The following is a 24,532-nucleotide window of genomic DNA, read 5'->3' as shown; positions in this document are numbered from 1 at the left end:
CTTGCTCCCGTCTACCAGCGCCGTTCGAAGCGGCGCCTGAGCACGATTGCGGTGATGTTCATCACCATGAGGAATACCAGAAGAATGATGATGGCGCCGGACATGCGCTCGACGAAGGCGCGCTCGGCCTCGTTCGCCCACATGTAGATCTGCACGGGCAATGCCGTGGCCGGGTCGAGCGGCGTCGCCGGATAGTCGGCGACGAAGGCCACCATGCCGATCAGCAGCAGCGGCGCGGTTTCACCGAGCGCGCGGGCCAGGCCGATGATGGTGCCGGTGAGGATGCCGGGGGTGGCGAGCGGCAGCACATGCTGGAACACCGCCTGCGTCTTGGATGCGCCGAGCCCGAGCGCTGCCGAGCGGATCGACGGCGGCACGGCGGCGAGCGCGGCGCGGGTGGCGATGATGATGGTCGGCAGCGTCATCAGCGTCAGCACCAGGCCGCCAACCAGCGCGGCCGAGCGCGGCATGCCGAGGAAGTTGATAAAGACGGCCAGGCCGAGCAGGCCGAAGACGATCGACGGCACGGCGGCGAGGTTGTTGATGTTGACCTCGATGATGTCGGTGAGCCGCGTCTTCTTGGCGAACTCCTCCAGGTAGATGGAGGCGGCGACGCCGATCGGCAGCGCCAAGAGCAGCACGATCAGCATCATGTAGAACGAACCGATGATGGCGACGCCCATGCCGGCCATTTCCGGGCGGCTCGAGGCGCCGTTGACGAACAGACCGGTGTTGAACTTGCCGGTCAAGGCGCCCTCGTCGCGCAGCTTGGTGATGAAGGCGACCTGCCGGTCGGAAACCTTGCGGTTGGTCTCGGCGACTGTGAGGTCGATCTGGCCCTTGTAGGCGGAATCGACGTTGGCGCTGGTCAGCACCCAGACGTCGCGGGTCGTGCCGATGATCGAGGGATCGGCGACCACCATGTCGCGAAGCTGCGTGCGCACGCCCTCGGAGAGGAAGCCCTTCAGCGCCGCCATCTGCGGCTTGTCGTCGGGCGAGATGCCGAGCTTGGCGGCCAGCGCGTCGCGCGCCAGGTTCGGATAATTGGCGGTGATCAGCACGTTCGGGTCCGTCGCCCGCTTGTCCTGCGGATCGATCACCTTCGCGTCGAAGGTGATCGGCAGCAGCACCGAGGTCTGGAAGAACGAGGTGTAGCCCTTGGAGACGATCGAGACCAGCATCACCGCCAGGAAGATGATGCCGACGGAGATGGCGACGCGGCCGTACCAGCGGAAGCGGGTCTCGGCGGCATAGCGCCGCTTCAGGCCGATGTCGCGGCGTGGCGGGGCCTTGGCAACCGGAAGAGTGCCGAGCGTGGCGGCGGTCATTCGTACTGCTCCCGATATTTGCGCACGATGTAGAGCGCGACGATGTTCATGATCAGCGTCACCACGAAGAGCGTGATGCCGAGCGCGAAGGCCACGAGCGTCTGCGGCGAGTTGAACTCGAGGTCGCCGGTGAGCTGGTTGACGATCTTGACGGTGATGGTGGTCATCGCCTCGAACGGGTTGAGCGTCAGGTTCGCGGCGACGCCCGCCGCCAGCACGACGATCATCGTTTCGCCGATGGCGCGCGAGGCAGTCAGCAGGATGGCGCCGACGATACCCGGAAGCGCGGCCGGCAGGATCACCCGCTTGATCGTCTCGGAGCGCGTGGCGCCGAGGCCGAGCGAACCGTCGCGCATGGCGCGCGGCACCGCCGTGATGATGTCATCCGAAAGCGACGAGACCACCGGGATCAGCATGATGCCCATGACCAGGCCTGCGGTGAAGATCGACTGCGCCTGGATGAAAGGCGTGCCGCCCGTGAGCGCGGCGCTGAGGTCGCGCAGGAACGGCCCGAGCGTCACCAGCGCGAAGATGCCGTAGACGATGGTCGGGATGCCGGCCAGCAGCTCCAGCGTCGGCTTGACGATCGAGCGCACCCGGCGGGAAGCGTATTCGGCCATATAGACCGCCGACAGCAAGCCGATCGGAACCGCGACCAGCAGAGCCACCAAGGCGATGTAGAGCGTGCCGGCGAGCAGCGGGATCAGGCCGAACTGACCGGCGGAGGCGCCCGCTCCGGCCGCTGCGAAGCGCGGATCCCAGACGATGCCGAAGAAGAAATTGGTGAGCGGCACCGCGGCGAAGAAGTGGAAGGTCTCGAACAGCATCGACAGCACGATACCGACGGTTGTCAGGATCGCGATGGTCGACGACCCCAGCAAGGCCCACAGCACGATGCGCTCGACATTGTTGCGGGCCCGCGTCCTCGGCTGAATGCCACGGATGGCGAGGGCCGCGCCGGCGAGCGACAGGATCAGGCCAAGGATGCCGCCCGTCAGCCTCAGGCTGTCGCTGGCGCGGTTGGTCTCCACCGCGATGGGGATCATGTAATCCTGGGTGTCGGGCGCCAGCGCCACACCCTTGGCGACCAGAAGCGGCTGCAATTCGGCGAATGTCGCGGGAAGCTTGTCGAGGGTGGCCGCGTCGAGCCGGCGCAGGCCGTTTGCGAGGCTCCTGACCAGGCCGAGTTCGAGGCTGCGGTTGGGCACCGCGCTTTCGGCCGTGTGTGGCGGAAGCTGTGCTTCGACATGGCGTTCGAGATAGACGGAGGAGCCGACGCTCCAGACGATGAGCAGGAGCAGCGCCGGCATCGTTGCCAGCAGAAATGCCCACCAGGCATGATAGTGCGGACGAGAATGCTGCTTGACGGCACCGCCGGTATGCATTGCGGCACGCTGGCGGCCGATGAAGTAGGCGACCACACCGATCACAAGGATGATGGCGATAAAATAGGTCATCGGCATGCGCGAGACTCCCGGCGCCTGTGGCCTGAAAGGGAGAACAAATTCAACAACAGAAAATCGCCGCGCGGCCGGATGGCCGCGCGGCGGATACTTTAAATTACATGGTCTTGCCGGCGGCGAAGTCGTCGCGCTGCTGCTGACGCTCGGCGTCCGGCGCGGCAACCAGGCCGTACTCGGCCAGCGGGCTCTCCGGGCCGACCATCTGGTCGTCGAGGAAGAACTCGACATATTCCTTCAGGCCGGGAACGACGCCGAGATGCGCCTTCTTCACGTAGAAGAAGAGCGGACGCGACACCGGATACTCGCCCTTGGCGATGGTCTCGGTCGACGGCACGATACCGTCGACGGTCGCGACCTTCAGCTTGTCGGCGTTGTTCTCGTAGAAGGCGAGGCCGAACACGCCGACGCCGGTCTTGTTGGCGTCGATGCGGGCCAGCGTCTCGGAATAGTCGCCGTCGATGTCCACGGCCTTGCCGTCCTTGCGGACCGCGACGCAGGCCTTGGTGACTTCCTTCTCGGCAACACCGGCGGCCTTCACGGCATCCTTGTCGCAGCCATGAGCCATCAGCTTCTCTTCGAACACTTCGCGGGTGCCGTGCTTTTCGCCGGGGATGTAGGCGACGATATCCCAGTCCGGCAGGGCCGGATTGACCTGGTTCCACTTGGTGTTCGGGTTGGCGACGAGCTTGCCGTCGACGACGAGCTGCGCGGCCAGCGCCTTGTAGATGTCGGCCGGGGTCAGCGCCCAGTCCGGACCCTTGATGTCGGTGGCGAAGACGATGCCGTCATAGCCGATCTTGACTTCCTGCACGTCCTTGACGCCGGCTGCGACGCAGGACTTGAACTCGTCTTCCTTCATCTTGCGCGAGGAATTGGCGATGTCGATCGTGGCCTCGCCGACGCCCTTGCAGAATTCCTTGATGCCGGCGCCCGAACCGCCGGACTCGACGACGGGGGTCTTGAAGTTGGTGAAGGTCTCGCCGAAGGATTCAGCGACGATCTTCGCATAGGGAAGAACGGTGGACGAACCAGCGATCTGGACCTGGTCGCGGGCGGCGGCATAGCCGGCCGAGGCGGCAAGCGCCAGGACCGCGGCCGACGCTGTGAGAATAGCTTTTTTCATGGGGCCTGCTCCTGTCGGGAATTTTGGCTTCGGACACCTTCTGCGGCGTCACGCGGAGAGGCCTTAACGAGGCTATGTAACAGTTGCATGACAGTTTCGTGTCGAATGGGTAAACCGGCCATTCATCATGGCCGCGACACTTTGCCGGCGGGTATCGCGCTCTTTTCCGCGGATGGAATGCGCGGCCTCGGCACAGCCGAACCGACGAGCGGTCACGATCACGTGTCCGTCACATCAAGTATGAGAAAATGATTAGCCGGCTTCTTAACGGCTCAGCAGCCGCGTGAAATGGCCCATCTTGCGGCCCGGCCGGGCTTCCGCCTTGCCGTAGAGATGCAGCACGAGATCGGGCTCGGACAGAAGCGCCGGCGCGCGGAAAATGTCGTCGCCGATGAGATTTTCCATCACGCAGCCGGAATGCCGGCTGAGGTCGCCCAGCGGCAGGCCGGCAACGGCGCGGATATGCTGCTCGAACTGCGACACAGCGCAGGCGGCTTCGGTCCAGTGCCCGGAATTGTGGACGCGCGGCGCGATCTCGTTGGCGAGCAGGCCGCCGCCGGGCAGCACGAAGAACTCGACGCCGATAACGCCGACATAGTCCAGCGCGGCGAGGATGGAGAAGGCGGCATCCGTCGCGGCATCCGCCGTCGTCCGCGCAACCGATGCCGGCAGCGTCGACGTATGCAGGATGCCGTTCCGATGGACGTTTTCCGCCGGATCGTAGGCAGAGAGTTGGCCGTCAAGACCGCGTGCGGCGATCACCGAGATTTCCCGCTCGAACGGCACGAAACTTTCGAGGATCAGCGGCACGCCGCCCATCGCCGCGAAGCTGCCGGTCACGCCGCCCGAATGATCCCGGAAGACGCGCTGTCCCTTGCCGTCATAACCCATCCGCCGGGTCTTCAGGATGCCGCTGCGCCCGAACGCCGCAAGGCCCGCTTCGAGATCGGCATCGCCGTCGACCGCCCGGAAGTCGGCCGTCTTGACGCCGATGCCGTTGAGGAACGTCTTTTCCACCAGCCGGTCCTGCGACACCTCTAGCGCCCGCGCCGGCGGATAGACGTGCACGGACACCGCCAGCCGCTCGGCCGCGCGGACGGGAACGTTCTCGAACTCATAGGTGACGACGGCCGAAACCTTCGCCAGTTCGTCGAGCGCCGCCGGATTGTCATAGGCCGCGACGATCTGCCGGTTGGCGACCTGCGCGGCCGGACAATCCGCCTGCGGCTCCAGAATGACCGTGCGATAGCCCAGCCGGGCCGCCGCCATCGCCAGCATGCGCCCCAGCTGGCCGCCGCCGATGATGCCGATCGTCGAATTCTGCGGAAGCGGCGCTGTCATGCGTCTGACGGCCTATCCGCGACGGCGGCGGTTTGCCGCGAGCGCCAGTCGTCCAGCCGCGCCGCCAACCGTTCGTCACCCAGAGCCAGCACGGCGGCGGCGAGCAAAGCGGCGTTCACCGCGCCGGCCCGGCCGATTGCCAGCGTACCCACGGGAATGCCCGCCGGCATCTGGACGATCGAAAGCAGCGAATCCTCGCCGGACAGCGCCTTGGATTCGACCGGAACGCCGAACACGGGCAACGGGGTCATGGCCGCCGCCATGCCGGGCAGGTGCGCCGCGCCGCCCGCCCCGGCGATGATCACCTTGTAGCCGGCGGCCTTGGCGCCCGTCGCGAAATCATAAAGCCGCTTCGGGGTGCGGTGGGCCGAGACGATGCGGTCGTCATGCGACACGCCGAGCGCATCCAGCGTCTCGGCGGCATGTTTCATGGTCGCCCAGTCGGACTGGCTGCCCATGATGATTGCAACGTCGGCTGTGCTGTCGGCCACGCGATCGTCCCCGGTCGAACGGAATGCGGCGCATAACGGAATTCCGGGAAGCTCGCAAGGATGGTCGACGCCAAACGACTTCCTCCCGGCCGGCTTGCCGCTGTCGCGAGCTTCGGCTACGCCTTCGGCCATGACAACGCACCGGTTTACCGCCACAAGCTGGCACAATGTGCTGGGCACCTTGCCTGCCGCCCTGACCGTCTCGTCGGGCGATACGGTAATCACCGAAACGATCGACGCCCACGGCATCGACAAAGACGGTGTGCAACGCGCCCCGGAGCCGAACCCGATGAACGGCCCGATCTTCGTGACCGGCGCCGAGCCGGGCGATGCGCTGAAGGTCGAAATCCTGCGCATGACGCCGATCCGCGCCACGGGATGGACGCGGGCATCGCTGGCGGGCAACGTCGTCGACCCGGAATTCGTGCGAAACCTGCCGCCCCGCGACAAGACGAACTGGCGGATCGACCGGCAGGCGCTGACCGCCACACCGGAACCCGCCGTGCCGGGCCTCGAGCATCTCGTGCTGCCGCTGGAGCCGATGATCGGCTGCTTCGGCGTGGCACCCGGCGGCGGGCAGGCGTTTTCCACCGCGACCAGCGCCGAGAACGGCGGCAACATGGATTACCGGGGTTTCGGCCCTGGCGCGACTGTGTGGTTTCCTGTCGCCGTGCCCGGCGCGCTGTTCTTCCTTGGCGATTGCCACGCGACGCAGGGCGACGGGGAGATCGTCGGCACCGGCATCGAGACCTGCTTCGACGTCGAGGTTCGCCTGACGGTGGAAAAGAGCCGCAACCTCGTCTGGCCGCGCGGCGAGAGCGCCACCGATATCTTTTCGGTGGGCAACGCCCGGCCGCTCGACCAGGCATTGCAGCATGCAACGACCGATATGTTCAACTGGCTGACCGGCGACTACGGACTGAGTCCCACGGCCGCCAGCCATCTGATGGGCCAGGTCGTCCGCTACGATGTGGGCAACGTCTTCGATCCGGCCTTCACCATGGTCTGCCGCATCGAAAAGAAATGGCTGCCGAAGCGCTGAGGGCCAGCCGGCGATAATTCCGGGCTGCCCGGAACGACGCCCGGCGGATAACCAGTTCACGCGACGCCGGGCGCTCACGCAATGATATCGGGGATAATCCGGTCTTCCAGCGTCACAAGCCGGTCCTTGATCGCCAGTTTTTTCTTTTTCATGCGCTGGATTTGCAGCGGGTCGCTGCCGGTCGCGATCATGGCGTTTATGGCTGCGTCGAAATCGGCGTGTTCCTGCTTGAGCTTTGCGAACTCAAGGCGAATCTCGGTCTGATCCTGGTCGGACATTTCTTTCCGTCAGCAGAAAACCGGCGCCGCTGGCGCCAACAGGGCGGGTCCGGGCGTGCTAGCCCACCCGGCGGCAAGCCATTATCACATTTTGCTGTTCCAGGAAATCCTACCACATCGCATTCGACATTGCCGCAATCTGGTGGCAGAGTGTCACCGTACCGTCACACGGCGGCATGGGCGGTAGCCGCGGTATGGCGTGCGATCGAGGAAACCATGAAGGGAGAAGCAAGTATGGCTCTTGCCAACCACCTTGACGAACTTCAGCGCAAGCACGGCGACATCGAACGCCAGATCGATGAGGCGATGACCCACCCCTCGGTGGACGATCTCGAAATCGTGATGCTCAAGAGACGCAAGTTGGCAATCAAGGACGAGATGGAGAAGTTGCGACACACCACGCACTGACCGCCACGAAATTCCAATCCTGTTTGAAGAACCGGCGGCGTACGCCGCCGGGCAAAGGCTGTATAATCGAACTTCGCCCGCGAGGTGGGCGATGTCGGTCGTATTCTTGTAATCCGGGACCTACGGGGTGATCTGGGCTGGCGCTCGATTTCCGTCCGGGGCTATGCCGTCCAGAACTGATCCAGCCAGATGTTCAGCTTGAGAAAACCGTTTTCGCTGACGGCATAGACGCGCCGCGTCCCCTCGGCCTTGGCGCTGACCAGCCCCGCATCCAGCAGGACCTTGAGATGCTGCGACACCGCGGGCCTCGACACCGGCAGGCCGGAGGCCAGTTCGCCCACCGTTTTCGGCCCGCGCCGGAGCTCTTCCAGCAGGTGCCGCCGGTGAGGGTCTGCAATTGCCGCGAACGCGTCAGTGAGCATGACCGGATGGTGCGGCAAATGCCGAAGAATCTCAACCGTCTTGTTCGGGTTTGATTCGCGGATCGAGCCGCGCCGCTTCTGGCGTCGCGCCACGCTCGGAGGGCATGGTCTTGAATGCCTCGCGAGCATCGACGGGCACCGGCGCGCGTTTCGAGATTCGCAGCAGCGTGTAGGCCGCAAGCGCGATGTGGGCCAGGGCAGTGGCAAGGAACAGGCTCTCCGGACGCATCCAGCTCATCAGCAGCGAGCCCAGCAGCGGGCCGATCATCGTACCAAAACCGTAGAGCAGCAGCAGGCCGCCGGAAACTTTCACGAAGTCTTCCGGGCTCGCATGGTCATTGGCATGCGCCACCGCCAGCGAATAAAGCGTGTAGGCGAGCGCGCCGTAACAGGCGGTCATCACGATGACCGTTACGCCGGAACGTGGCGTAACGAAAAACACCAGCAGGCCGAACAGCGCCGCGCCCAGCGAGGCGGCGGCAAGCACATAGCGCCGGTCGGTGCGGTCGGAGACGCGGCCGACCGGCAGCTGCATGGCGGCGCCCGCCACGACAACGAGGCTCATCATCAGCGCAATCTCCGCTGTGGTGATGCCGATGCGCGCGCCGTATACCGCCCCCAGCGTGCCCCAGGCACCGTTGGCGACGCCGACCAGCAGGCAACCGAAAAAAGCGACCGGCGAATTGGCGTAGAGGCCCCTCACGTCGAGCGCCACGTCCTGCAGAGGCTTCGGCGTCGCCGCCGTCGACATGGCGGTCGGCAGCAACGCCAGGCAGAAGAAGATGCCGGCCACCATGAACAGCGAATCGGTATGCACGTCGCCGGCAGCGACGATCATCTGGCCCGCCATGATCGAGGCGTAGGTGACCATCATGTAGAGGCCGAAGACGGTGCCGCGATTCTCGTTGGTCGCCTTCTCGTTCAGCCAGCTTTCGATCACCATGAAGGCGCCGGCCATGGTGAAGCCCGTGGCGGCGCGCAGGATGATCCAGGCGACGGGATGGATCATCAGCCCGGTGAGCAGCGCTATGATGGCGCCGGACGCGGCAAACGCACCAAAAGCGCGAACATGCCCGGCGCGGCGCACCAGACGGGGCGCCAGAAAACAACCGCCGACAAAGCCGCCTGCCCAGGCCGTGCCGAGCAGGCCGAGCACGGTCGTCGAGAATCCTTCCTCCTGGCCGCGCAAGGGCAACAGCAGACCATGCAAGCCCGATGCCGCCAGGAGGAAGGCGGTTCCGCGCAACAGGGACAAGATCGGCCGGTAGGTCGCGAACATCATTCAATCCGGATCGACTGCGGAAACGGTGATTGCAGGATAGACCAACTTAGGCGTTATGGAGGCCGGGAAACGACATGATGCCAGTTCTACCGCCGGAAAAGCGCCTCGGCCGCCGATTTCGTCGCACCGCGTCTGGCGCGTTCTTCCTCCAGCCGTTCGATCTCGGCCTTGAGCTTGGCTATGCGTTCGGACAGTTCATCGACGGACATCAGGGAAATGTCCTGGCCGACCACATGGGCACTTGCCGGCTTGCGTGGTTCGTCGTCGAATATGGCCATCGTCGACCTCCGGTTTGCCAGATCGGCCGACACCCTACATAAGAGCTGTCCCAATAGGCAATCGCGGCGGGGGGACCGATCGGAGCGAATCATGGCGAACGATACCAATATTCCGGCGCGGATGACGGCGGTGGCGATCTCGCAGCCCGGGGGTCCGCTGGTGCTCAAGGCCGAAAAACGCGCCGTTCCCGAACCCGAGGAGCGGGAGATTCTGATCCGCGTCAGCGCCGCCGGCGTCAACCGGCCTGACGTTCTTCAGCGCAAGGGCGCCTATCCGCCGCCGCCCGGCGCCTCGGACCTGCCGGGCTTGGAAGTGGCCGGCACGGTCGCTGCCGTCGGCCCGGGTGTGAAGCGCTGGCGGGTCGGCGACGCCGTCTGCGCTCTGACGCCGGGCGGCGGCTATGCGGAATTCTGCAAGGTCCACGAGACCAACGCCTTGCCGGTGCCGGCGGGCTTTACCATGACCGAGGCTGCCGCCCTGCCGGAAACCTTCTTCACCGTCTGGCATAATGTGTTCGAGCGCGGCGGCCTGAAAGCCGGCGAGACGTTCCTCGTCCATGGCGGCAGTTCGGGCATCGGCACGACCGCTATCCAGTTGGCAAAGGCGTTTGGCGCGACCGTGATCGCCACCGCCGGGTCGGCGGAGAAATGCGAGGCCTGCCGCAAGCTCGGCGCCGATCTCGCTATCGACTACAAGCACGAGGATTTCGTCGCCGCGGTGAAGGACTTCACATCGGGCAAGGGCGCCAACGTCATCCTCGACATGGTCGGCGGCAACTATGTCGACCGCAACTATTCCGCCGCGGCGGTCGAGGGCCGCATCGTGCAGATTGCTACGCAGATGGGGGCGACGGCGAGCGCCGACGTGTCGAAGATCATGGTCAAGCGACTGGTGCACACCGGCTCGACGCTCAGGCCGCGGACCACCGAATTCAAGGGCGCGGTGGCAGCGGCCCTGGAGGCTCAGGTCTGGCCGCTGCTGGCCGCGCGGCGCGTCGCGCCGGTCATGGACATGATCTTCCCGTTCAAGGAAGCCTGGCGCGCCCATGAGCGGATGGAAGAGGGCGAGCATATCGGCAAGATCGTGCTGGACGTCGCCTGATAAGGTCTTCGGGCGCCGGTTCGCCCCGGCGTCCGCGTGATCGCAATTGCTTTGACTGCCCTGGCGGCAAAAAACGGTTGGCCGCCGGAAACTCAAGCCATACCGAGCGCGGCCATGTAGAGGTCGAGGATCGCTTCCTCTTCCTGGCGCTCGTTGGCGTCCTTCTTGCGCAGGCGGATGATGGTGCGCACCGCCTTGGTGTCGAAACCAGTGCCCTTCATCTCGGCGTAAACGTCCTTGATGTCGTCGGCGATGGTCTGCTTTTCCTCTTCCAGCCGCTCGATGCGCTCGATGAAAGCCTTGAGCTGGCCTGCCGCGACGGTCTGGCTGGTTTCGGTGATGTCTTCGGCCATGTCTGTCTCCGGAACGGCGGTTTTTCTGGGCCGCGACTCGGAAGCGCGGCAAGGACGCGGTTCGATGCCCGAACCCGGCTGGAGGGTCAAGGCCCGCGTGGTCTGCCGCATGGGAATGCGATGCCTGAGCGGACAAGCGGACGGCTGACGCCTTGTCCGGCGAAAGGACGGCGATCCGGAAACTTGGGAAAAGGGCTACCGGTCAATGGTCCTTCGGGCGGTTCTTCTCGAAGGCAGCCTTCTTGTCGTCCGACGCCTCGGTCTGGTGGCGCGCCTGCCACTCGGCGTAAGGCATGCCGTAGACGATTTCGCGCGACGCTTCCTTGGACAATTCCGTGCCCGACGCCTCAGCCGCCTCGCGATACCAGTTCGACAGGCAATTGCGGCAGAAGCCGGCAAGGTTCATCAGGTCGATGTTCTGCACGTCGCCGCGTTCGCGAAGGTGCGCGACCAGGCGGCGGAAAGCCGCCGCTTCGAAATCGCGCTTCTGGTCGTCGCTCAGTTCGGACATGTCGGCCTCCACCAGTCGCATTTGCAGTCGCATCGCAGCCTGCCATCCGGCAGACATCTCGGTCCCTAGAGTGGCCCCGTGCGCGACCCGTACTGCTTCACAACATGTATATCGGATCGCCGGTTGATAGCGTCAACGATCGGCGCCAGCCGCTCGGCCCAGGCGTCCGCACCCGCCGCATCCGCGATCAGATCCTGCCGGATCTCCAGCAGCGCATGGGCAAAACCGTTGACGATGGCGTGCTTGTACATGGTGTCGCCCTTCAGCGCCCCGTCATAGGGTTCGTTGTCGCCGATCGTCAGCAGCGGGTCGGCGGCGAGCATCTCGATCAGCGGCTTGGCGACGCGGTCGTCAAGGTCCCACAACACCCCGGCATGCCACGGACGCGCCCGGCCCTGCATGACCGGCGTGAAGGAATGGATCGAGAAGATCAGCGGCGGCGCGCCGCTTTCCCGCGCCACCGAGGCGATCATCGCCCACACGGCGTCATGGTAGGGACGGTAGAACATGTCCAGACGCCGCTCGCGCTCCGCATCCGCCATCGGATAGTTCGCGGGGACGATCGTGCCGTCATAGAGCTGGCGGATCAGCGTCGGGTCATCCTCGCCCCGGTTCGGGTCGATCAGCAGCCGCGAGAAACCGGCGAACACCGCCGGCACGCCGAGGCGAGCGGCAAGCCCCCGGATCACCTGTTCGACGCCGATGTCGTAAGCGATGTGGCGGTCGAACTCGGTTCGTGGCAGACCGAGGTCGCCATATTCGTCAGGCAGGTCGCGGCGCGCATGGTCGGCGACCAGTAGGATGCCGCGGCGCCGATCGCCCTCGATCATTACGACAGGGGCGAAAAGTGCCGAGCGTGTCATGAACATTCCATATGGGTCGTTGCATTCTGCGGACGACGGGTCTTTCCACGAAGCGAAGGACTGCGCAATGCCGTTGTTTCGCCAATCTTGGGGCGGAAGTCGGAAGCGGGAATCACGAATTGACGCGCCGCGACTTAAATCGATTGGATCGACGGGCCGCGCGCGTTGACATGTGCGCGCAGTTTTCCGAAAAGGGGTGCCCGGGAATGATTTCGTCAGCTTCGAGAGGTTTGGAAATGGTCCTTGCCGCCGGCCAGCGCAGCCGTTGCGCCGTCGCGGTTGCGGCGGCCTTCACGGCGCTCCTTGCCTTCGGCGCCACCGAGGCGCGCGCCGATTTCCGGGTCTGCAACGCCACCCAGAACCTCGTCGGCGTCGGCATAGGCTACCGCGCCAAGGCCGGCTGGGTCACCGAGGGTTGGTGGCATGTCGAGGGTTCGAGTTGCAAGACGCTGATCGAGGGGCCGCTGGCGTCACGCTTCTACTACCTCTACGCCGAGGATGCCGAGCGCGGCGGCCGCTGGGACGGTCCGATCACCATGTGCGTGGCGGAAAAGGAATTCAAGATCGCCGGCGTGACCGACTGCGTGGCCAGAGGTTTCCAGCGCGCCGGCTTCCAGGAATACGACACGGGCGAACAGGCAAGCTGGATGGTCCAGCTCATCGACCAGCCCGCGACCGGCGGAGATGCCGCCGCGACGGGGACGCCTACACCATGAGACGCAGCCGCAAGGTCAAGATCCTCGCCACCATCGGGCCGGCCTCCTCGTCGGCGGAGATGATCCGCAAGCTGTTCGAGGCCGGCGCCGACGTCTTCCGCATCAATATGAGCCATACCGACCATGCGCAGATGCGCACGCTGGTCGAGCGTATCCGGTCGGTCGAGGAGGCGATTGGCAGGCCGATCGGCATTCTGGCCGATCTGCAGGGACCAAAGCTGCGCGTCGGCAAATTCGCGGACGGCAAGGTTGCGCTCAAGCTCGGCCAGACCTTCACGCTGGACAACGATCTGGCGCCCGGCAATGCCGATCGCGTGCATTTGCCGCACCCGGAGATTCTGCGCTCGGTCCAGCCGGGCCACCGGTTGCTGATCGACGATGGAAAGCTGGAACTCAGGGCGGTCCGCTGCGACGGCAATTCGATCGAGACGATCGTCGTCGCCGGCGACAAGATTTCCGACAAGAAGGGCGTGAGCCTTCCCGACACCGAGCTTCCGGTCGGTGCGCTGACCGAGAAGGACCGCGCCGATTTGGACGCAGTGCTGGCCACCGGCGTCGACTGGATCGCGCTGTCCTTCGTCCAGCGCCCGGACGATCTGGCCGAGGCGCGCAAGATCGCCCGCGGCCGCGCCCTGCTGATGTCGAAGATCGAGAAGCCGCAGGCGGTTGCCCGGCTGCCCGAGATCATCGAGCTTTCGGACGCGATCATGGTGGCGCGTGGCGACCTCGGCGTCGAAATGCCGCTGGAGGCCGTGCCCGGCATCCAGAAGCAGATCACGCGCGCCGCGCGGCGTGCCGGCAAGCCGGTGGTCGTCGCCACGCAGATGCTGGAATCGATGATCACGGCGCCCGTGCCGACCCGCGCGGAAGTATCGGACGTCTCGATTGCGGTTTTCGAAGGCGCAGACGCCATCATGCTGTCAGCCGAATCCGCTGCCGGCGCCTATCCGGTCGAAGCGGTGGCGATGATGAACCGCATCGCGGAGCAGGTCGAGCAGGATCCGTTCTATCCCGGCATCATCAACGCCCAGCGCTCCGAGCCCGAAGCCACGGGCGCGGACGCCGTGTCGCTGGCGGCGCGGCAGATTGCCGAAACGCTGAACCTTTCGGCCATCGTCACTTATACGGCCTCCGGCACCACCGGCCTGCGCGCCGCCCGCGAGAGGCCGCGTGTGCCAATCATCGCGCTTTCGCCGGTCGTGGCGACGGCGCGCCGGCTATCGCTGCTGTGGGGCACGCATTGCGTGGTAACGCCCGACGCCGCCGATCTCGACGACATGGTGGAGCGCGCCTGCCGGATTGCCAGGGTGGAGGAATTCGGCAAGCAGGGCGACCGGGTCATCATCACCGCCGGCGTGCCCTTGCGCACCCCCGGCTCCACCAACATGCTCCGCATCGCCTATATCGAGGCCGACAAGCGCGCCTGAGTGCTTCGAGAGCCGGCCGGTCTCTCCCGTCCAACCAGCGCAACCCGATAGATAGACAGGCAGAACGCGGGACGATACTACTGCGGCGCGAGTTCGGCGCCGGCCGGCTTCTCATCCACGCAGACGCCTTCGCCCTGCCGGTCGCCGGCGATCCGGGCTTCGGCAGCCCTCGCCATTCCATCGAGATCGACCGGCTTGCCGGCAAGCTTTTCTACCGCTGCCACGATCAGTTCCGGCGTGATCCAGTCCGGCTTGTGGCCGAGGTTCTTCACCCAGACGAGTTTCGCGCCGACAATGTCGCGCGCCAGGCCGAGTGAATGGAGTTCCTCGTAGACCACCGTGTCGCGGTCGCCGGAGATCACGACCGTCGGCGCCGAAATGTTGGGGTAGCGCTGCGCGTTGGCCAGCGCGAAGGCATAGAGGCCCCGGACGTCGATGGCGTTGGCGCGGAACGTTGCCGGACGCAGCACCAGCTCTATCGAGGCACGGGCCAGATAGTTTTCGGGCGTAGGGTTGGGCGCGAACACACAGTCCGTCGCGGCGGCCATGCGCAGCATGCCTGCCGGATAGGCGAGCGTTTCGGAAAACAACCTGCCGATCACCGGCACGGGGGCCAGTTCGTAATACCAGGAAGTGCCGCCGCCCGGCCACGGATGGGTCGCTGCCGACACGAAGACCAAGCCGGCCACCCTGTCGGGATATTCAAGCACGAAAGCCGCCGTCACCGCGCCGCCGAAGGAATGGCCGACGACGATCGCCCTCGCAATGCCGAGCTTGTCCAGAAGTGCCGCCAGCGTCCTCGCCTGACCTTCCGGCGTCTCGTTGCCGCTGCCGCGCTCCGACCAACCATGTCCGGGACGGTCGAAGAACAGCATCTCGGCGCGACCTTCCAGCAGGGGCCGCAACGGCACCATCTGGTCGTTGAGATTGGCGCTGGCGCCGTGGATGAACACCAGCGGCGGTAAATCCGCACCAGCTGGCGCCGGCACGTGCACGTAGTGGATATCAGCTCCGTCGATCTCGACGAACTGACCGACGGGCGGGTTGCGGCGGTCGATCAGCCACACGCCGATGCGCGTCACCCCGATCAGCACGAGGACGAGGGCAAGTACGAAAGCGACTGCGGCTGTAAGGAGATTCAAGACGGGCTGCCGGCGGGGATGATCGTTTTATACGCGCGGCATCGGACGCGGATCAGATGCCTTCGCCGGTCAGCTCCTCGGACAGTGTGGCGACCTCGTTCTGGGCGTTTCGCATCATCGGATAGATGACCAGCACCCGCTGGTAGGCGTCGAGCGCCAATTCCTTGCGATCTGTTTCCTTCATGATCTGGGCGAGGCCGGAGAGCGCCCCGAAATGTCGCGGCTCGAGCTCCAGCGTGCGCTCGATGTCGGCCATCGACTTCGCATAATTGTGCATCATGAAATGCACGGTCGCCCTGCGGTTCCAACCTTCCGCATAATCCGGGGACAGAGTGACGACCTGATCGAGGAAATCCAGCGCGACGTCGAATTTTTTCTTTTCGACCGCCTGCTGCGACCACTGCATCATCAGGTCGACGATGGCGCTGTCGGAGCGGTTCCACTCTTCCCAGATGCGCGAGGCGATGCGCTCGGCCGCCTTCTCGTTGCGCTCACGCTTGAGATTGGCGAACAGTTCATCGAGCCGCTCGGCCTTGGTCTTAGGGGCGGTGGCTTCGGGTTTTTCGGTCGGAGGCGGAGAAGCGGCACCGGCGGCGAATGCGGGAGCGGCGCCGAAAAGCGCCAATGCCGTCAGGAAAGCAAAACGATTCCGCATCCGGGGGACTCTAGGGCCCCGGAGCGGAACGTCAAACTGAAATTCGCGTGATGCCCGCGCGGATGGATCCGCTGCCGGGATCGTCGGCGAGCCGGGGCTCAGCCCTGGCGCGCCTTGTAGCGCGGAGCCGTCTTGTTGATGATGTAGATGCGGCCCTTGCGGCGAACCATACGGTTGTCGCGGTGGCGGCCCTTCAGGGCCTTGAGCGAATTCTTGATCTTCATTGGTCTGGCCTGTCGAACGGGGCCCCGGCAGGGCCTAACGGAAAGGCGCGCCCGAGAGCGCGCCCGAAAGTGTTGCTGGCTCATAAGGGGAAAGGCGACCGGCTGTCAAGCTTGCGCTGCGTGAGAGATCGGTTTCACCGGGCTCCGCGACATGGGGCAGCGAAAGCGATGATCGCTGCCGGACGCCAGGGGCGGTCTATCGCTGGGCAGGCCGAATTGTCATGTCGACGCAAACCGGATCGCCCGCCGTTATGTTGGTTTTCCGCCTGACGTCCACCTTGAGAGGCAACAAATATATCTCGTCCTTGGGGAACAGTGATGTGCGGAAAACCACACCGCCGATCTGGGCCTCGACGGGTATCACGCCCCATCCATAAGTTACGAGTTTCGATACCCGTCGGATTTCTTCGCTATGATACGCCGGTATGGGTGCGAAGAAGAAGGGCGACGGACCCCGCCAATGAATCACTTCCGCCTCGAACCTGAACTGCAACATGGGCTCTCTCCCGGTGCTCACCCGCATTGATGGTTACATTCCGGCTGGTTAGGCTTGCAACACGTCGCATGGATCGGAGCGAGCAGGAGAAATGCCATGACCCATTCCTACATGCCGGGTTTCGGCAACGATTTCGAGACCGAGACCCTGCCGGGCTCGCTGCCGCAGGGCCGCAACTCGCCGCAGCGTCCGGCCTACGGGCTCTACGCCGAACAACTTTCCGGCTCGCCCTTCACCGCGCCGCGCGGCACCAACGAGCGCTCGTGGCTCTACCGCATCCGCCCGAGCGTCAGACATCACGGCCGCTTCAAGACGGCCCCCTATCCGCGGTGGAAAACCGCGCCGAGCGCCGAAAACCATGCGCTGGCGCTCGGCCAGTACCGCTGGGACCCGATGCCCATGCCGGAGGAACCGACCGACTTCATATCCGGCATGCGCACCATGACCACGGCAGGCGACGCGCTCGGCCAGTCGGGCATGGCCGCCCATGTCTACGGCGCCAATGTCTCGATGGTGGACGACCATTTCTTCAATGCCGACGGCGAGATGCTGGTGGTCGCGCAGGTCGGCACCCTGCGCTTCGTCACCGAGATGGGCGTCATCGAGATCAAACCCGGCGAGATCGCCGTGCTGCCGCGCGGCCTCACCTTCAAGGTCGAGATCCCCGGCGGCCCGGCGCGCGGCTATGTCTGCGAAAACTACGGCGCGAAATTCACGCTGCCGGACCGCGGCCCGATCGGTGCCAACTGCCTCGCCAATCCGCGCGACTTCAAGACGCCGGTAGCGTGGTTCGAGGAAAAGGAGACGCCCTGCCGGCTGATCGTCAAATGGTGCGGCCAGTTCCACGTCACCGAACTCGGCCATTCGCCTCTGGATGTCGTCGCCTGGCACGGCAACTACGCGCCCTACAAATACGACCTCGCCACCTTCTCGCCGGTCGGCGCCATCCTGTTCGACCATCCCGATCCGTCGATCTTCACGGTGCTGACCGCGCCCTCCGGCGAGGAGGGAACGGCCAATGTCGACTTCGTCATCTTCCCGCCGCGCTGGCTGGTGGCCGAGGACACGTTCCGCCCGCCCTGGTATCACCGCAACATCATGAGCGAGTTCATGGGCCTGATCCACGGCCAGTACGACGCCAAGGAGAAGGGTTTTGTGCCGGGCGGCGTCAGCCTCCACAACATGATGCTGGCGCACGGGCCGGACGCCTTCGGCTTCGAAAAAGCCTCGCGCGCCGAGCTCAAGCCGGCAAAACTCGAAAACACCATGGCCTTCATGTTCGAGACGCGCTTTCCCCAGATGCTCACCAGCTTCGCCGCTGAACTGAAGACCTTGCAGGAGGACTACATCGACTGCTGGGCGGGCCTGAAGAAACGCTTCAACGGGACCCCGGAGGGCGATTGGAGCGATTGAGCCAATCGCAGTCGCCCACCGCCGCCGGAGATTCGTCAGGCCGCTTCGGGCCGGCCGAACACGGTCGCAAGAAACTCCGTCAGCCAGCGCTTCAAATGCATGTCCCAGATCATGCGGCCGCCGAGATGGTCGCGGCCGGGCTGGGCGCCGGGCAGTTCGAAGCGATGTGCCCCGCGCACCACCCAGCGCTGCATCATCACCCGCGTCAGTTCGGCATGGAACTGGATGCCCCAGGCATTGTCGCCGTAGCGGAACGCCTGGTTGGGATAATGATCGGCGGTGGCGAGCAGGGTCGCGTCGCTCGGCAGTGAAAAACCTTCTCGATGAAACTGATAAACCATCTCCGGCCAATGCATCAGCTTCTTGCCGTCCTCGGTCGCCTTCAGCGGATACCAGCCGATCTCGACGATGCCGTCGTCGCGGCTGCCGACACTGCCGCCGAGGTGGTTGGCCAGCATCTGCGCGCCGAGACAGATGCCGAGGAAGGGCCGGTTCTCGACCAGCGGCACGGCCAGCCACTCGGTCTCGCGCTTGACGAACTCGTCGCCGTCATTGGCGCTCATCGGCCCGCCGAACACCACGGCACCCGCGTGCCCGGCGAGCGTATCCGGCAGCGGATCGCCGAGCGGCGGGCGTCTTATGTCGAGGTCGAAGCCGCTTTCGACCAGCAGATGGCCGACGCGGCCGGGGCTGGACAGTTCCTGATGAAGCACGGTGAGGATGCGCGGCCGCTTGCCGGCCGTCACTCTACTCATCGGATGGCACGCCCTTTGCGTCCGGAACTTTTTTCGCCGCCTCCTGGCGGGCCAGCACGCGCTCCCGGCGGTCGACGCCGATCAGATCAGCGACCCGCCATAAAGTGTTGTCCTCCAGTTCATGCAACACACCATCGGCATAGACCACGTCCCACATCAGCCTGATGAAGGCGATACGGCCCGCCTCGTCGAGATGACGGCCGAGCACGCTGGTGAAGGCATAGAGGTCGACGGATTCCTGCTCGGCCTTCTCGCCTGCCTTCACAAGCTCGTCGAGTTCCCGGCCCCTGATATGATAGTACTCCCCTAGGATCTGCTTGATCCTGTCCCACTCCGCATCTTGGCGGACGCCGTCGGCATCCATGACATGGTACATCAGCGCGGCGGCGGCCACGCGCGGATCGTCCCGGCTTATGCCGCTCCCGCCGGCGCCGGGCAGGTCCTTGAAGAAGGACATCATCCGTTCAAGCATAGTCGACAACCCCGCGCCCGCCCGTCAGAACAATCCGAAGCGTCGCGGCGCCTTGGCCGGAGCGTCTGGATCGACGCCGGGATCATCGGGCAAAGGCGGCGCAATGACAACCGCCTGCCCGACCGGCTCCTCCGACGCATGATCCGCCTCGATGAGTTCGGCCGTGACGGCCACCTTCGGCTCCACCACCGGGCTCGCGGGCTTGTAGTCATTGGCCGGCTCCGGAAGCGCCTGGACGACCGCCGGCGCCGGCTCGGCGACGGGTTCAGGCGCGGCAACTTCAACCGGCTCCTCGGCCACCGCCGGAGCCGGCGCGGCGAGCACCGGCGTCTCGTCCGGCACGTCCTCGATCACCCGACCCAGGCGCTCGACGGGAATGCGCCACTCGAACGCATCGAGATGGCCGGTGACCGGCGAGATCGGCGCCCATGTCTCCGATTCGATGCCGTCCGCCACCCAGGCCGGATCGCGCGGCGCGCGCACCGCCTTGCCGAGAAGCTGCCGCACCTTGCCGACGTCGCCTGTATCCGCTTCCTCGATGTCCGCCAGCAGCAGCCAAGCGCCTTCGCGCGGCTGCATGCGGATCGCCGATTCGGCTTCCTTGCGCGCCAGCGCGAAATCGCCGGCATCGAGCGCGGCCCGTGCCACCGCCAGCGACGATTCAGGATGGTTCTGCTTGATCGACTGGAGCCTCTTCGCCCGCGCCAGCCGGTCGTTCACCGCATCGCCATGACGGGCGTGGACATAGAGGTCGGCGACATCCGGATGCGGATTGGCTCTCCAGGCGGCTTCGAGGATCTTCGCGCCCTTGCGGGTATCGTCCCCACGGAACAGCGCCTTGGCGGCGGCGACTGCCGCCGGCACGAAATGCGGCTGCAGCCGGTTGGCCTCCAGCGCCGCTGTTTTGGCCGCCGCGAACCCCGTCTCGAACAACGCCTGCGCCTTGGCCGTCAGCAGCACCGCCCGCTTGCGGTTCGCCTGATCGCGCTCGATCTGCCGCGTCGCCTTCTGCGCGTCGATGATCTTGATCGCGCCGTCCCAGTCGCCGCGCGCGGTCTTCTCCTCCAGCGTCGAATCCGCCGCCCAGCCGAGCTGCGGTGCAAGGTCGATGGCGCGTCCAGCGTAGTGCCGCGCCGCCGCGCTGTCTCCCAGCCGCTCGGCTTCCAGATAGAGCCCGCGCAGGCCGAGCAGCCGCGTCTCGGGATCGTCGAGCATGGCCTCGAACTTCTGGCGGGCTCCGTCGTGGTCACCTTCCAGCAGCGACGCCTGCGCGTCGAGCAGCAGGATTAGCGGCTCCTGGTCGGAGCGGATCAGCTTTGCCGCCTCCTTATTCTTCTTGCGGGCAAGTGCCGCGTCGCCCGCGCCGGCGGCAATCATGCCGGTCGACAACGCCTGGTAGCCGCGATCCCGTTGCCGCACCCGGAAATAGCGTGAAATCGTATAGGGGCTGTTCCAGATCGACTTGATGAGCCACCACAGGATCATGACCGCCGCGACCACAGCGACGACGCCGACGGCCGCGACCATGAGGGTGACGCGATACTGGTAGCCGTCGAGGGTGATCACCATGTCACCGGGACGGTCTGCAAGCCACGCGAAGCCGAGCCCGAGCAGGAAAACGACGAGGAGGAAGATCAGGATACGGATCATCTATCGTCCTCAGGCCTTCATCGCACCGGCAATCGCCTGGTCGACCAGCCGCTCGACATCGCGGCGCGCTTTCAGACTCTCGCCGAAAGAGCCGGCAGCGGCCTTCGCCGTATCCGGAAGCGCGTCGAACTCGGTCACCGCCTTGTCGAGGTCGCCCGCCTTCAGCGCAACTTCCATGCGCGCCACGATTTCCGGCACGCCGGTGCCTTCGACCTCGCCGATAGGCCGCACCGAAACCAGCGACTCGGCGCTGCTGAGCAGCCGGTCGAAATAGCCAGCATTGGGATCGACGGGTTTTGCCGCCGCGATCATCGCTGCCGCCGCCGGTTCGGCCTCGGCAAGCAAGGTCTCGCGCGTCGGAACACCCTTTTCCGCATAGGCGCGCAGTGTTGCAAGCTCCGGCGCGTTCGGCACGATCGCCGCAAAGGTCTCCAGTTCGGCCTGAAACGGTGCGCCACGGTCGACCGCCGATTTCAGCGCCGCAGTGGCGATGGCCAGCGCGATCTTCGGCTGCTGCGCCTGCGTGTCGACGCGGCCGGTCAGCGCGGTCACGGACTGTTCCAACGCAGCCAGCCTGCCTTCGACGCCCGTCACCGATTCGCCCGCCGACTTGACCAGCCCCTCGACCGACGCGATCCGCTCTCCGAGTTGCGAGAGCGCGGCCTCGTCCGGCGCGCCGGCCTGGCCGAGGGCCGAAAGTGCGGTTTCGAGTTCCTTCATGCGGTCGCCCAGCGCCTGGACGGCCGCCGCATCGCCGCCGGCTCCGGAGGACATGGCATCCTTCAGCGCGGCGACGTCAGCCTTCACCGCATCCAGTCCGCTGACCAGCGCCGTGACGTCGCCCGACGAATCTCCGCCGCCAGCATCGCTCTTCAGCGCGGCGATTTCCTGCTTCAGGCCTTCGATTTCGGCGCCGAGCGGGCCGCCGCCGGACTGCGCAGCCGGCGTGCCAAGCAGGCCAGCGTACTGAAGCCCGCCGGCCGCTGCCAGGGCGACGACACCGCCGATGACGCCTGCCGCGATACGCGAAAATCCGTCGCGGCGTGGCGGTGGAGGCGGGGCGGCTGCCTTGGCAGGTTCCGACACGCCGGGCTTGGCCGGTTCCTCGAATGCGGGCCGATCAGTGTCCTTCGCTTCCGGCTCGTCGAAACGGTAGCCGGCCGGCTCCTGCGCCGCCTCCGCCGGCTGGTACTCCTGCTCGGGCTGGGCGGCAGTGCCGGTTTCGGTGGAGAACGTCGTGTCCGTATCGGCTTTGACCGGATCGGTCTCGTCGGCGGCTGTTTCCGCCGGGGCTTCGGCCGTGGGCTCCTTCGGGGCGTCGGCTTCAACCATCGGCTCCACAGCATCCGTCGCCAGGGAGGACTCGCCCTGCGGCTCGGCCTCGGCCACGCGCGACACATCGGCCGGATCGAGTTCGATGGTCAGCGGCTCGCGCCGCGTCTTGGAATGCCGGGTTCTCGGCGTCTTGACCATGCGCTGGTCTCCGCTCTGTTGTCGTTCGCGAGCCGGCGGGCCGGACCTCGGTCGATACCTATCACATCAGCCAAGGCTGAAAAGAGGCCGGCTCATGGCCGCCCGGCCACATGTTCCAGAAGTCCAAGCAAGGCCGCTTCCGACGGCTCCGGTGCGACAAGAATACGCGCTTTCGTCTGCTTCGCGAGCCTGTCGGCGACACGCGATGACATGCATAGATACGCTGCCCGCGCCATCAAATCCTCAAAACCCTCCGGCCTGCGCAACCTCGAAAAACAGCCGGCTGCATTGGCCGAATAAAGCAGCACGGCATCGATCGGTTCCGCGCCAAATATCTCGGCGAGACGTTGCGGCGGATAGTCGATATCCTGCGTATCGTAGGTTTCGGCCACGACGAAGTTCATGCCGGCATCTACTGCCCGCACCTCGAAGTCGCCGAGGCGGACCTTTCCGGTCAGGTAGGCGACCGTCGCGCCGGAACGAACACGCTCTTCGATCAGCCCGGCGAGAGACGCTGCATCGCCGGCGGCAGCCGTCACTTTCCGGAACCCGCGTTCCCGCGCCTCGGCGGCGGTACGCTCGCCCACGGCAAAACAGGGGCGGTCGGCGAGACGTGCGAGCAGGGAGGCCGGTGCGTGCCGCAGCGCGTTTGCGCTGGTCACCGCCACGGCGTCGGCCGCAGGGCCAAGCGAGGTTTCGTCCACGGGCAAGGCAACGGTTTTTGTCAGCGGCAGTTCGACCGGCCGATGCCCTAGTTCGGCAAGGCGCCGGGCGGTGCGCGCTGCACCCGGCTGCGGTCGGGTCACCAGCACCTTTGCCAAGTCAGGTCCAGCTTTCGAAGAAGCGTGTTCCGGCCTTGTCGCGCGCGATTTCCCCGGCGCGGCGGCCTAGGGTTTCGGTTCCCCCGATACTGCCGTTCAATTCGACGTCGAACGCCATCCGGCCGTCGGGCGACAGGATCAGCCCTGAAAAATGCATATCGTCACCGTCCACCGTCGCGTAACCGGCGATGGGTGTTCGGCAGGAACCATCGAGCGCGGCAAGGAAGGCACGTTCGCAAAGCAAAGCCACGCAGGTCGGACCATCGTTGATCGGCATGACCAATCGATCCACCCGAGCATCCCCGATGCGACTCTCGATGCAGATGGCCCCCTGCCCCGGCGCCGGCGGAAACTTTTCCAACGGCATCAGGTCGGTGATCACGTCGGCCATGCCGAGCCGCTTCAGGCCGGCATTGGCGAGGATCGTCCCATGCACCTGCCCCTCCTCCAGCTTGCGCAGCCGCGTCTGCACGTTGCCGCGAAACGTCACCACCGAAATGTCCGGCCGCATCCTCCGGATCAGCGCCTGACGGCGCAGCGAGGAAGAGCCGACCGTCGCGCCATGTGGCAGCGCCTCGATCGCATCGGCCGCCTTGCCGATGAAGGCGTCGCGCGGGTCCTCGCGTGGCAGAAAGGCGGAGAGCCGCAAGCCGTCTGGAAGCTGCGTCGGCATGTCCTTCGACGAATGCACGGCGATGTCGATGCGGCCGGCGAGCAGCGCCTCCTCGATCTCCTTGGTGAACAGCCCCTTGCCGCCGGCCTCCGACAGCGGCCGGTCCTGAATACGGTCGCCGCTGGTGGCGATCACCTCGATGGCGAAGGCTTCTTCCGGCAGGCCGTGCGCGGCCATCAGCCGCGACCGCGTCTCGTGTGCCTGGGCAAGCGCCAGCGGGCTTCCGCGTGTTCCAATCCTGAGGGTAGCAGTTTGCATCAAGCCCGGTCCGTGATAGGCAGCCGGCAAGGGAGCCCGGCCGGGCCTCTCCTAACGGGGAATTCCCCGCCG

General features: G+C 65.6%; 28 protein-coding genes. 6 read left to right on the top strand and 22 right to left on the bottom strand.

What is annotated here, in order from left to right; genetic code table 11:
* Window positions 1–11 precede the first annotated feature (11 nt).
* The 5 genes from pstA to purE all read right to left on the bottom strand — a co-directional run bounded on the left by pstA (window position 12) and on the right by purE (window position 5,746).
* The gene (pstA, locus tag ABMA59_RS15460; protein WP_349006259.1) at window positions 12–1,328 is read right to left on the bottom strand and encodes a phosphate ABC transporter permease PstA; all 1,317 of its coding nucleotides are present in this window, start codon (window positions 1,326–1,328) and stop codon (window positions 12–14) included.
* Window positions 1,325–2,785, bottom strand: a complete 1,461-nt coding sequence (pstC, locus tag ABMA59_RS15455) for a phosphate ABC transporter permease subunit PstC (protein ID WP_349006403.1) — start codon at window positions 2,783–2,785, stop codon at window positions 1,325–1,327. Before pstC ends, pstA begins: the two co-directional genes overlap by 4 nt.
* A 103-nt stretch (window positions 2,786–2,888) precedes the next feature.
* Window positions 2,889–3,914: a PstS family phosphate ABC transporter substrate-binding protein gene (locus ABMA59_RS15450; RefSeq protein WP_349006258.1), complete on the bottom strand. Its 1,026-nt coding sequence runs from the start codon at window positions 3,912–3,914 to the stop codon at window positions 2,889–2,891.
* A gap of 264 nt (window positions 3,915–4,178) precedes the next feature.
* Window positions 4,179–5,255 carry a 5-(carboxyamino)imidazole ribonucleotide synthase gene (locus ABMA59_RS15445; RefSeq protein ID WP_349006257.1) on the bottom strand — a complete coding sequence of 359 codons (1,077 nt, stop codon included), beginning with the start codon at window positions 5,253–5,255 and terminating at the stop codon, window positions 4,179–4,181.
* The gene (gene purE / locus ABMA59_RS15440; protein WP_349006256.1) at window positions 5,252–5,746 is read right to left on the bottom strand and encodes a 5-(carboxyamino)imidazole ribonucleotide mutase; all 495 of its coding nucleotides are present in this window, start codon (window positions 5,744–5,746) and stop codon (window positions 5,252–5,254) included. The genes ABMA59_RS15445 and purE overlap by 4 nt, the downstream gene beginning before the upstream one ends.
* Window positions 5,747–5,876: 130 nt before the next feature.
* On the opposite strand from purE, the gene ABMA59_RS15435 reads away from it, so the two are divergent.
* Window positions 5,877–6,788 carry an acetamidase/formamidase family protein gene (locus ABMA59_RS15435; RefSeq protein WP_349006255.1) on the top strand — a complete coding sequence of 304 codons (912 nt, stop codon included), beginning with the start codon at window positions 5,877–5,879 and terminating at the stop codon, window positions 6,786–6,788.
* Window positions 6,789–6,862: 74 nt separating this feature from the next.
* Here ABMA59_RS15435 and ABMA59_RS15430 read toward each other — a convergent pair whose 3' ends face one another.
* Window positions 6,863–7,066: a YdcH family protein gene (locus ABMA59_RS15430; RefSeq protein ID WP_349006254.1), complete on the bottom strand. Its 204-nt coding sequence runs from the start codon at window positions 7,064–7,066 to the stop codon at window positions 6,863–6,865.
* Window positions 7,067–7,300: 234 nt separating this feature from the next.
* On the opposite strand from ABMA59_RS15430, the gene ABMA59_RS15425 reads away from it, so the two are divergent.
* Window positions 7,301–7,474 carry a YdcH family protein gene (locus ABMA59_RS15425; protein ID WP_349006253.1) on the top strand — a complete coding sequence of 58 codons (174 nt, stop codon included), beginning with the start codon at window positions 7,301–7,303 and terminating at the stop codon, window positions 7,472–7,474.
* A gap of 161 nt (window positions 7,475–7,635) precedes the next feature.
* On the opposite strand, the gene ABMA59_RS15420 is transcribed toward ABMA59_RS15425, so the two are convergent.
* The 3 genes from ABMA59_RS15420 to ABMA59_RS15410 form a co-directional block, all read right to left on the bottom strand.
* Window positions 7,636–7,896, bottom strand: coding sequence for an ArsR/SmtB family transcription factor (locus tag ABMA59_RS15420; protein WP_349006402.1), 261 nt, complete (start codon window positions 7,894–7,896; stop codon window positions 7,636–7,638).
* 31 nt (window positions 7,897–7,927) lie between these two features.
* A complete protein-coding gene (locus ABMA59_RS15415) occupies window positions 7,928–9,175 on the bottom strand; it encodes an MFS transporter (protein ID WP_349006252.1) in 1,248 nt (415 codons plus the stop codon).
* Between the two features lie 89 nt (window positions 9,176–9,264).
* Entirely contained in the window at window positions 9,265–9,456 is a 192-nt protein-coding gene (locus ABMA59_RS15410; RefSeq protein WP_349006251.1) for a DUF1192 family protein, read from the bottom strand.
* Window positions 9,457–9,547: 91 nt separating this feature from the next.
* Between ABMA59_RS15410 and ABMA59_RS15405 the strand changes: the two genes are divergently transcribed.
* Window positions 9,548–10,558 (top strand): NAD(P)H-quinone oxidoreductase, encoded by a 1,011-nt coding sequence (locus ABMA59_RS15405; protein ID WP_349006250.1) that lies wholly within the window; start codon window positions 9,548–9,550, stop codon window positions 10,556–10,558.
* 92 nt (window positions 10,559–10,650) lie between these two features.
* Here the strand turns inward: ABMA59_RS15405 and ABMA59_RS15400 are convergent, their stop codons facing one another.
* From ABMA59_RS15400 to ABMA59_RS15390, 3 genes are all read right to left on the bottom strand, one after another.
* Window positions 10,651–10,911, bottom strand: a complete 261-nt coding sequence (locus ABMA59_RS15400) for a DUF2312 domain-containing protein (RefSeq protein ID WP_308060297.1) — start codon at window positions 10,909–10,911, stop codon at window positions 10,651–10,653.
* Between the two features lie 202 nt (window positions 10,912–11,113).
* A complete protein-coding gene (locus ABMA59_RS15395; protein WP_349006249.1) occupies window positions 11,114–11,422 on the bottom strand; it encodes a DUF1244 domain-containing protein in 309 nt (102 codons plus the stop codon).
* Between the two features lie 65 nt (window positions 11,423–11,487).
* Window positions 11,488–12,285 (bottom strand): N-formylglutamate amidohydrolase, encoded by a 798-nt coding sequence (locus ABMA59_RS15390; RefSeq protein ID WP_349006248.1) that lies wholly within the window; start codon window positions 12,283–12,285, stop codon window positions 11,488–11,490.
* Window positions 12,286–12,521: 236 nt separating this feature from the next.
* On the opposite strand from ABMA59_RS15390, the gene ABMA59_RS15385 reads away from it, so the two are divergent.
* Complete coding sequence (locus ABMA59_RS15385) at window positions 12,522–13,001, top strand: DUF1036 domain-containing protein (protein WP_349006247.1); 480 nt, start codon at window positions 12,522–12,524, stop codon at window positions 12,999–13,001.
* A complete protein-coding gene (pyk, locus tag ABMA59_RS15380) occupies window positions 12,998–14,428 on the top strand; it encodes a pyruvate kinase (RefSeq protein ID WP_349006246.1) in 1,431 nt (476 codons plus the stop codon). Before ABMA59_RS15385 ends, pyk begins: the two co-directional genes overlap by 4 nt.
* A gap of 77 nt (window positions 14,429–14,505) precedes the next feature.
* Here the strand turns inward: pyk and ABMA59_RS15375 are convergent, their stop codons facing one another.
* From ABMA59_RS15375 to ABMA59_RS15360, 4 genes are all read right to left on the bottom strand, one after another.
* A complete protein-coding gene (locus tag ABMA59_RS15375) occupies window positions 14,506–15,570 on the bottom strand; it encodes an alpha/beta fold hydrolase (protein WP_349006245.1) in 1,065 nt (354 codons plus the stop codon).
* A 52-nt stretch (window positions 15,571–15,622) separates the two neighbouring features.
* On the bottom strand, window positions 15,623–16,225 hold the full coding sequence (locus ABMA59_RS15370) for a tetratricopeptide repeat protein (RefSeq protein ID WP_349006244.1): 603 nt from the start codon (window positions 16,223–16,225) through the stop codon (window positions 15,623–15,625).
* 98 nt (window positions 16,226–16,323) lie between these two features.
* Window positions 16,324–16,449 carry a type B 50S ribosomal protein L36 gene (ykgO, locus tag ABMA59_RS15365; RefSeq protein ID WP_188824503.1) on the bottom strand — a complete coding sequence of 42 codons (126 nt, stop codon included), beginning with the start codon at window positions 16,447–16,449 and terminating at the stop codon, window positions 16,324–16,326.
* A 196-nt stretch (window positions 16,450–16,645) separates the two neighbouring features.
* On the bottom strand, window positions 16,646–16,945 hold the full coding sequence (locus tag ABMA59_RS15360) for a DUF1905 domain-containing protein (protein ID WP_349006243.1): 300 nt from the start codon (window positions 16,943–16,945) through the stop codon (window positions 16,646–16,648).
* A 96-nt stretch (window positions 16,946–17,041) separates the two neighbouring features.
* Here ABMA59_RS15360 and hmgA point away from each other — a divergent pair, with 96 nt between their 5' ends.
* Window positions 17,042–18,358, top strand: a complete 1,317-nt coding sequence (hmgA, locus tag ABMA59_RS15355; protein WP_349006242.1) for a homogentisate 1,2-dioxygenase — start codon at window positions 17,042–17,044, stop codon at window positions 18,356–18,358.
* A gap of 35 nt (window positions 18,359–18,393) precedes the next feature.
* Here hmgA and ABMA59_RS15350 read toward each other — a convergent pair whose 3' ends face one another.
* From ABMA59_RS15350 to hemC, 6 genes are all read right to left on the bottom strand, one after another.
* Window positions 18,394–19,113 carry a glutamine amidotransferase gene (locus ABMA59_RS15350; protein WP_349006241.1) on the bottom strand — a complete coding sequence of 240 codons (720 nt, stop codon included), beginning with the start codon at window positions 19,111–19,113 and terminating at the stop codon, window positions 18,394–18,396.
* Window positions 19,106–19,585 (bottom strand): tellurite resistance TerB family protein, encoded by a 480-nt coding sequence (locus ABMA59_RS15345; protein WP_349006240.1) that lies wholly within the window; start codon window positions 19,583–19,585, stop codon window positions 19,106–19,108. Before ABMA59_RS15345 ends, ABMA59_RS15350 begins: the two co-directional genes overlap by 8 nt.
* A 24-nt stretch (window positions 19,586–19,609) precedes the next feature.
* Window positions 19,610–21,235, bottom strand: a complete 1,626-nt coding sequence (locus ABMA59_RS15340) for a heme biosynthesis protein HemY (RefSeq protein WP_349006239.1) — start codon at window positions 21,233–21,235, stop codon at window positions 19,610–19,612.
* Between the two features lie 9 nt (window positions 21,236–21,244).
* Window positions 21,245–22,708, bottom strand: coding sequence for a COG4223 family protein (locus tag ABMA59_RS15335; RefSeq protein ID WP_349006238.1), 1,464 nt, complete (start codon window positions 22,706–22,708; stop codon window positions 21,245–21,247).
* A gap of 92 nt (window positions 22,709–22,800) precedes the next feature.
* On the bottom strand, window positions 22,801–23,520 hold the full coding sequence (locus tag ABMA59_RS15330) for a uroporphyrinogen-III synthase (protein ID WP_349006401.1): 720 nt from the start codon (window positions 23,518–23,520) through the stop codon (window positions 22,801–22,803).
* 10 nt (window positions 23,521–23,530) lie between these two features.
* Entirely contained in the window at window positions 23,531–24,460 is a 930-nt protein-coding gene (hemC, locus tag ABMA59_RS15325) for a hydroxymethylbilane synthase (RefSeq protein WP_349006237.1), read from the bottom strand.
* Window positions 24,461–24,532 lie beyond the last annotated feature (72 nt).

The sequence above is a fragment of the Mesorhizobium yinganensis genome (assembly GCF_040081985.1).
Taxonomy (GTDB): domain Bacteria; phylum Pseudomonadota; class Alphaproteobacteria; order Rhizobiales; family Rhizobiaceae; genus Kumtagia; species Kumtagia yinganensis.
Note: the sequence above shows the minus strand (reverse complement) of the source record. Positions and strands in the feature narration are given on the sequence as shown.

Bases quoted from the DNA above. Each gene is read 5' to 3' on its own strand.
- ABMA59_RS15425 (WP_349006253.1), top strand. From the start codon at position 7,301: ATGGCTCTTGCCAACCACCTTGACGAACTTCAGCGCAAGCACGGCGAC.
- pstA (WP_349006259.1), bottom strand. From the start codon at position 1,328: ATGACCGCCGCCACGCTCGGCACTCTTCCGGTTGCCAAGGCCCCGCCA.
- ABMA59_RS15430 (WP_349006254.1), bottom strand. From the start codon at position 7,066: ATGTCCGACCAGGATCAGACCGAGATTCGCCTTGAGTTCGCAAAGCTC.
- ABMA59_RS15385 (WP_349006247.1), top strand. From the start codon at position 12,522: ATGGTCCTTGCCGCCGGCCAGCGCAGCCGTTGCGCCGTCGCGGTTGCG.
- ABMA59_RS15400 (WP_308060297.1), bottom strand. From the start codon at position 10,911: ATGGCCGAAGACATCACCGAAACCAGCCAGACCGTCGCGGCAGGCCAG.
- ABMA59_RS15360 (WP_349006243.1), bottom strand. From the start codon at position 16,945: ATGTTGCAGTTCAGGTTCGAGGCGGAAGTGATTCATTGGCGGGGTCCG.
- ykgO (WP_188824503.1), bottom strand. From the start codon at position 16,449: ATGAAGATCAAGAATTCGCTCAAGGCCCTGAAGGGCCGCCACCGCGAC.
- ABMA59_RS15350 (WP_349006241.1), bottom strand. From the start codon at position 19,113: ATGAGTAGAGTGACGGCCGGCAAGCGGCCGCGCATCCTCACCGTGCTT.
- hemC (WP_349006237.1), bottom strand. From the start codon at position 24,460: ATGCAAACTGCTACCCTCAGGATTGGAACACGCGGAAGCCCGCTGGCG.
- ABMA59_RS15340 (WP_349006239.1), bottom strand. From the start codon at position 21,235: ATGATCCGTATCCTGATCTTCCTCCTCGTCGTTTTCCTGCTCGGGCTC.
- ABMA59_RS15395 (WP_349006249.1), bottom strand. From the start codon at position 11,422: ATGTCCGAACTGAGCGACGACCAGAAGCGCGATTTCGAAGCGGCGGCT.
- ABMA59_RS15405 (WP_349006250.1), top strand. From the start codon at position 9,548: ATGGCGAACGATACCAATATTCCGGCGCGGATGACGGCGGTGGCGATC.
- ABMA59_RS15450 (WP_349006258.1), bottom strand. From the start codon at position 3,914: ATGAAAAAAGCTATTCTCACAGCGTCGGCCGCGGTCCTGGCGCTTGCC.
- ABMA59_RS15390 (WP_349006248.1), bottom strand. From the start codon at position 12,285: ATGACACGCTCGGCACTTTTCGCCCCTGTCGTAATGATCGAGGGCGAT.
- ABMA59_RS15415 (WP_349006252.1), bottom strand. From the start codon at position 9,175: ATGTTCGCGACCTACCGGCCGATCTTGTCCCTGTTGCGCGGAACCGCC.
- ABMA59_RS15345 (WP_349006240.1), bottom strand. From the start codon at position 19,585: ATGCTTGAACGGATGATGTCCTTCTTCAAGGACCTGCCCGGCGCCGGC.
- ABMA59_RS15445 (WP_349006257.1), bottom strand. From the start codon at position 5,255: ATGACAGCGCCGCTTCCGCAGAATTCGACGATCGGCATCATCGGCGGC.
- ABMA59_RS15410 (WP_349006251.1), bottom strand. From the start codon at position 9,456: ATGGCCATATTCGACGACGAACCACGCAAGCCGGCAAGTGCCCATGTG.
- pstC (WP_349006403.1), bottom strand. From the start codon at position 2,785: ATGACCTATTTTATCGCCATCATCCTTGTGATCGGTGTGGTCGCCTAC.
- ABMA59_RS15420 (WP_349006402.1), bottom strand. From the start codon at position 7,896: ATGCTCACTGACGCGTTCGCGGCAATTGCAGACCCTCACCGGCGGCAC.
- ABMA59_RS15435 (WP_349006255.1), top strand. From the start codon at position 5,877: ATGACAACGCACCGGTTTACCGCCACAAGCTGGCACAATGTGCTGGGC.
- hmgA (WP_349006242.1), top strand. From the start codon at position 17,042: ATGACCCATTCCTACATGCCGGGTTTCGGCAACGATTTCGAGACCGAG.
- ABMA59_RS15335 (WP_349006238.1), bottom strand. From the start codon at position 22,708: ATGGTCAAGACGCCGAGAACCCGGCATTCCAAGACGCGGCGCGAGCCG.
- ABMA59_RS15370 (WP_349006244.1), bottom strand. From the start codon at position 16,225: ATGCGGAATCGTTTTGCTTTCCTGACGGCATTGGCGCTTTTCGGCGCC.
- pyk (WP_349006246.1), top strand. From the start codon at position 12,998: ATGAGACGCAGCCGCAAGGTCAAGATCCTCGCCACCATCGGGCCGGCC.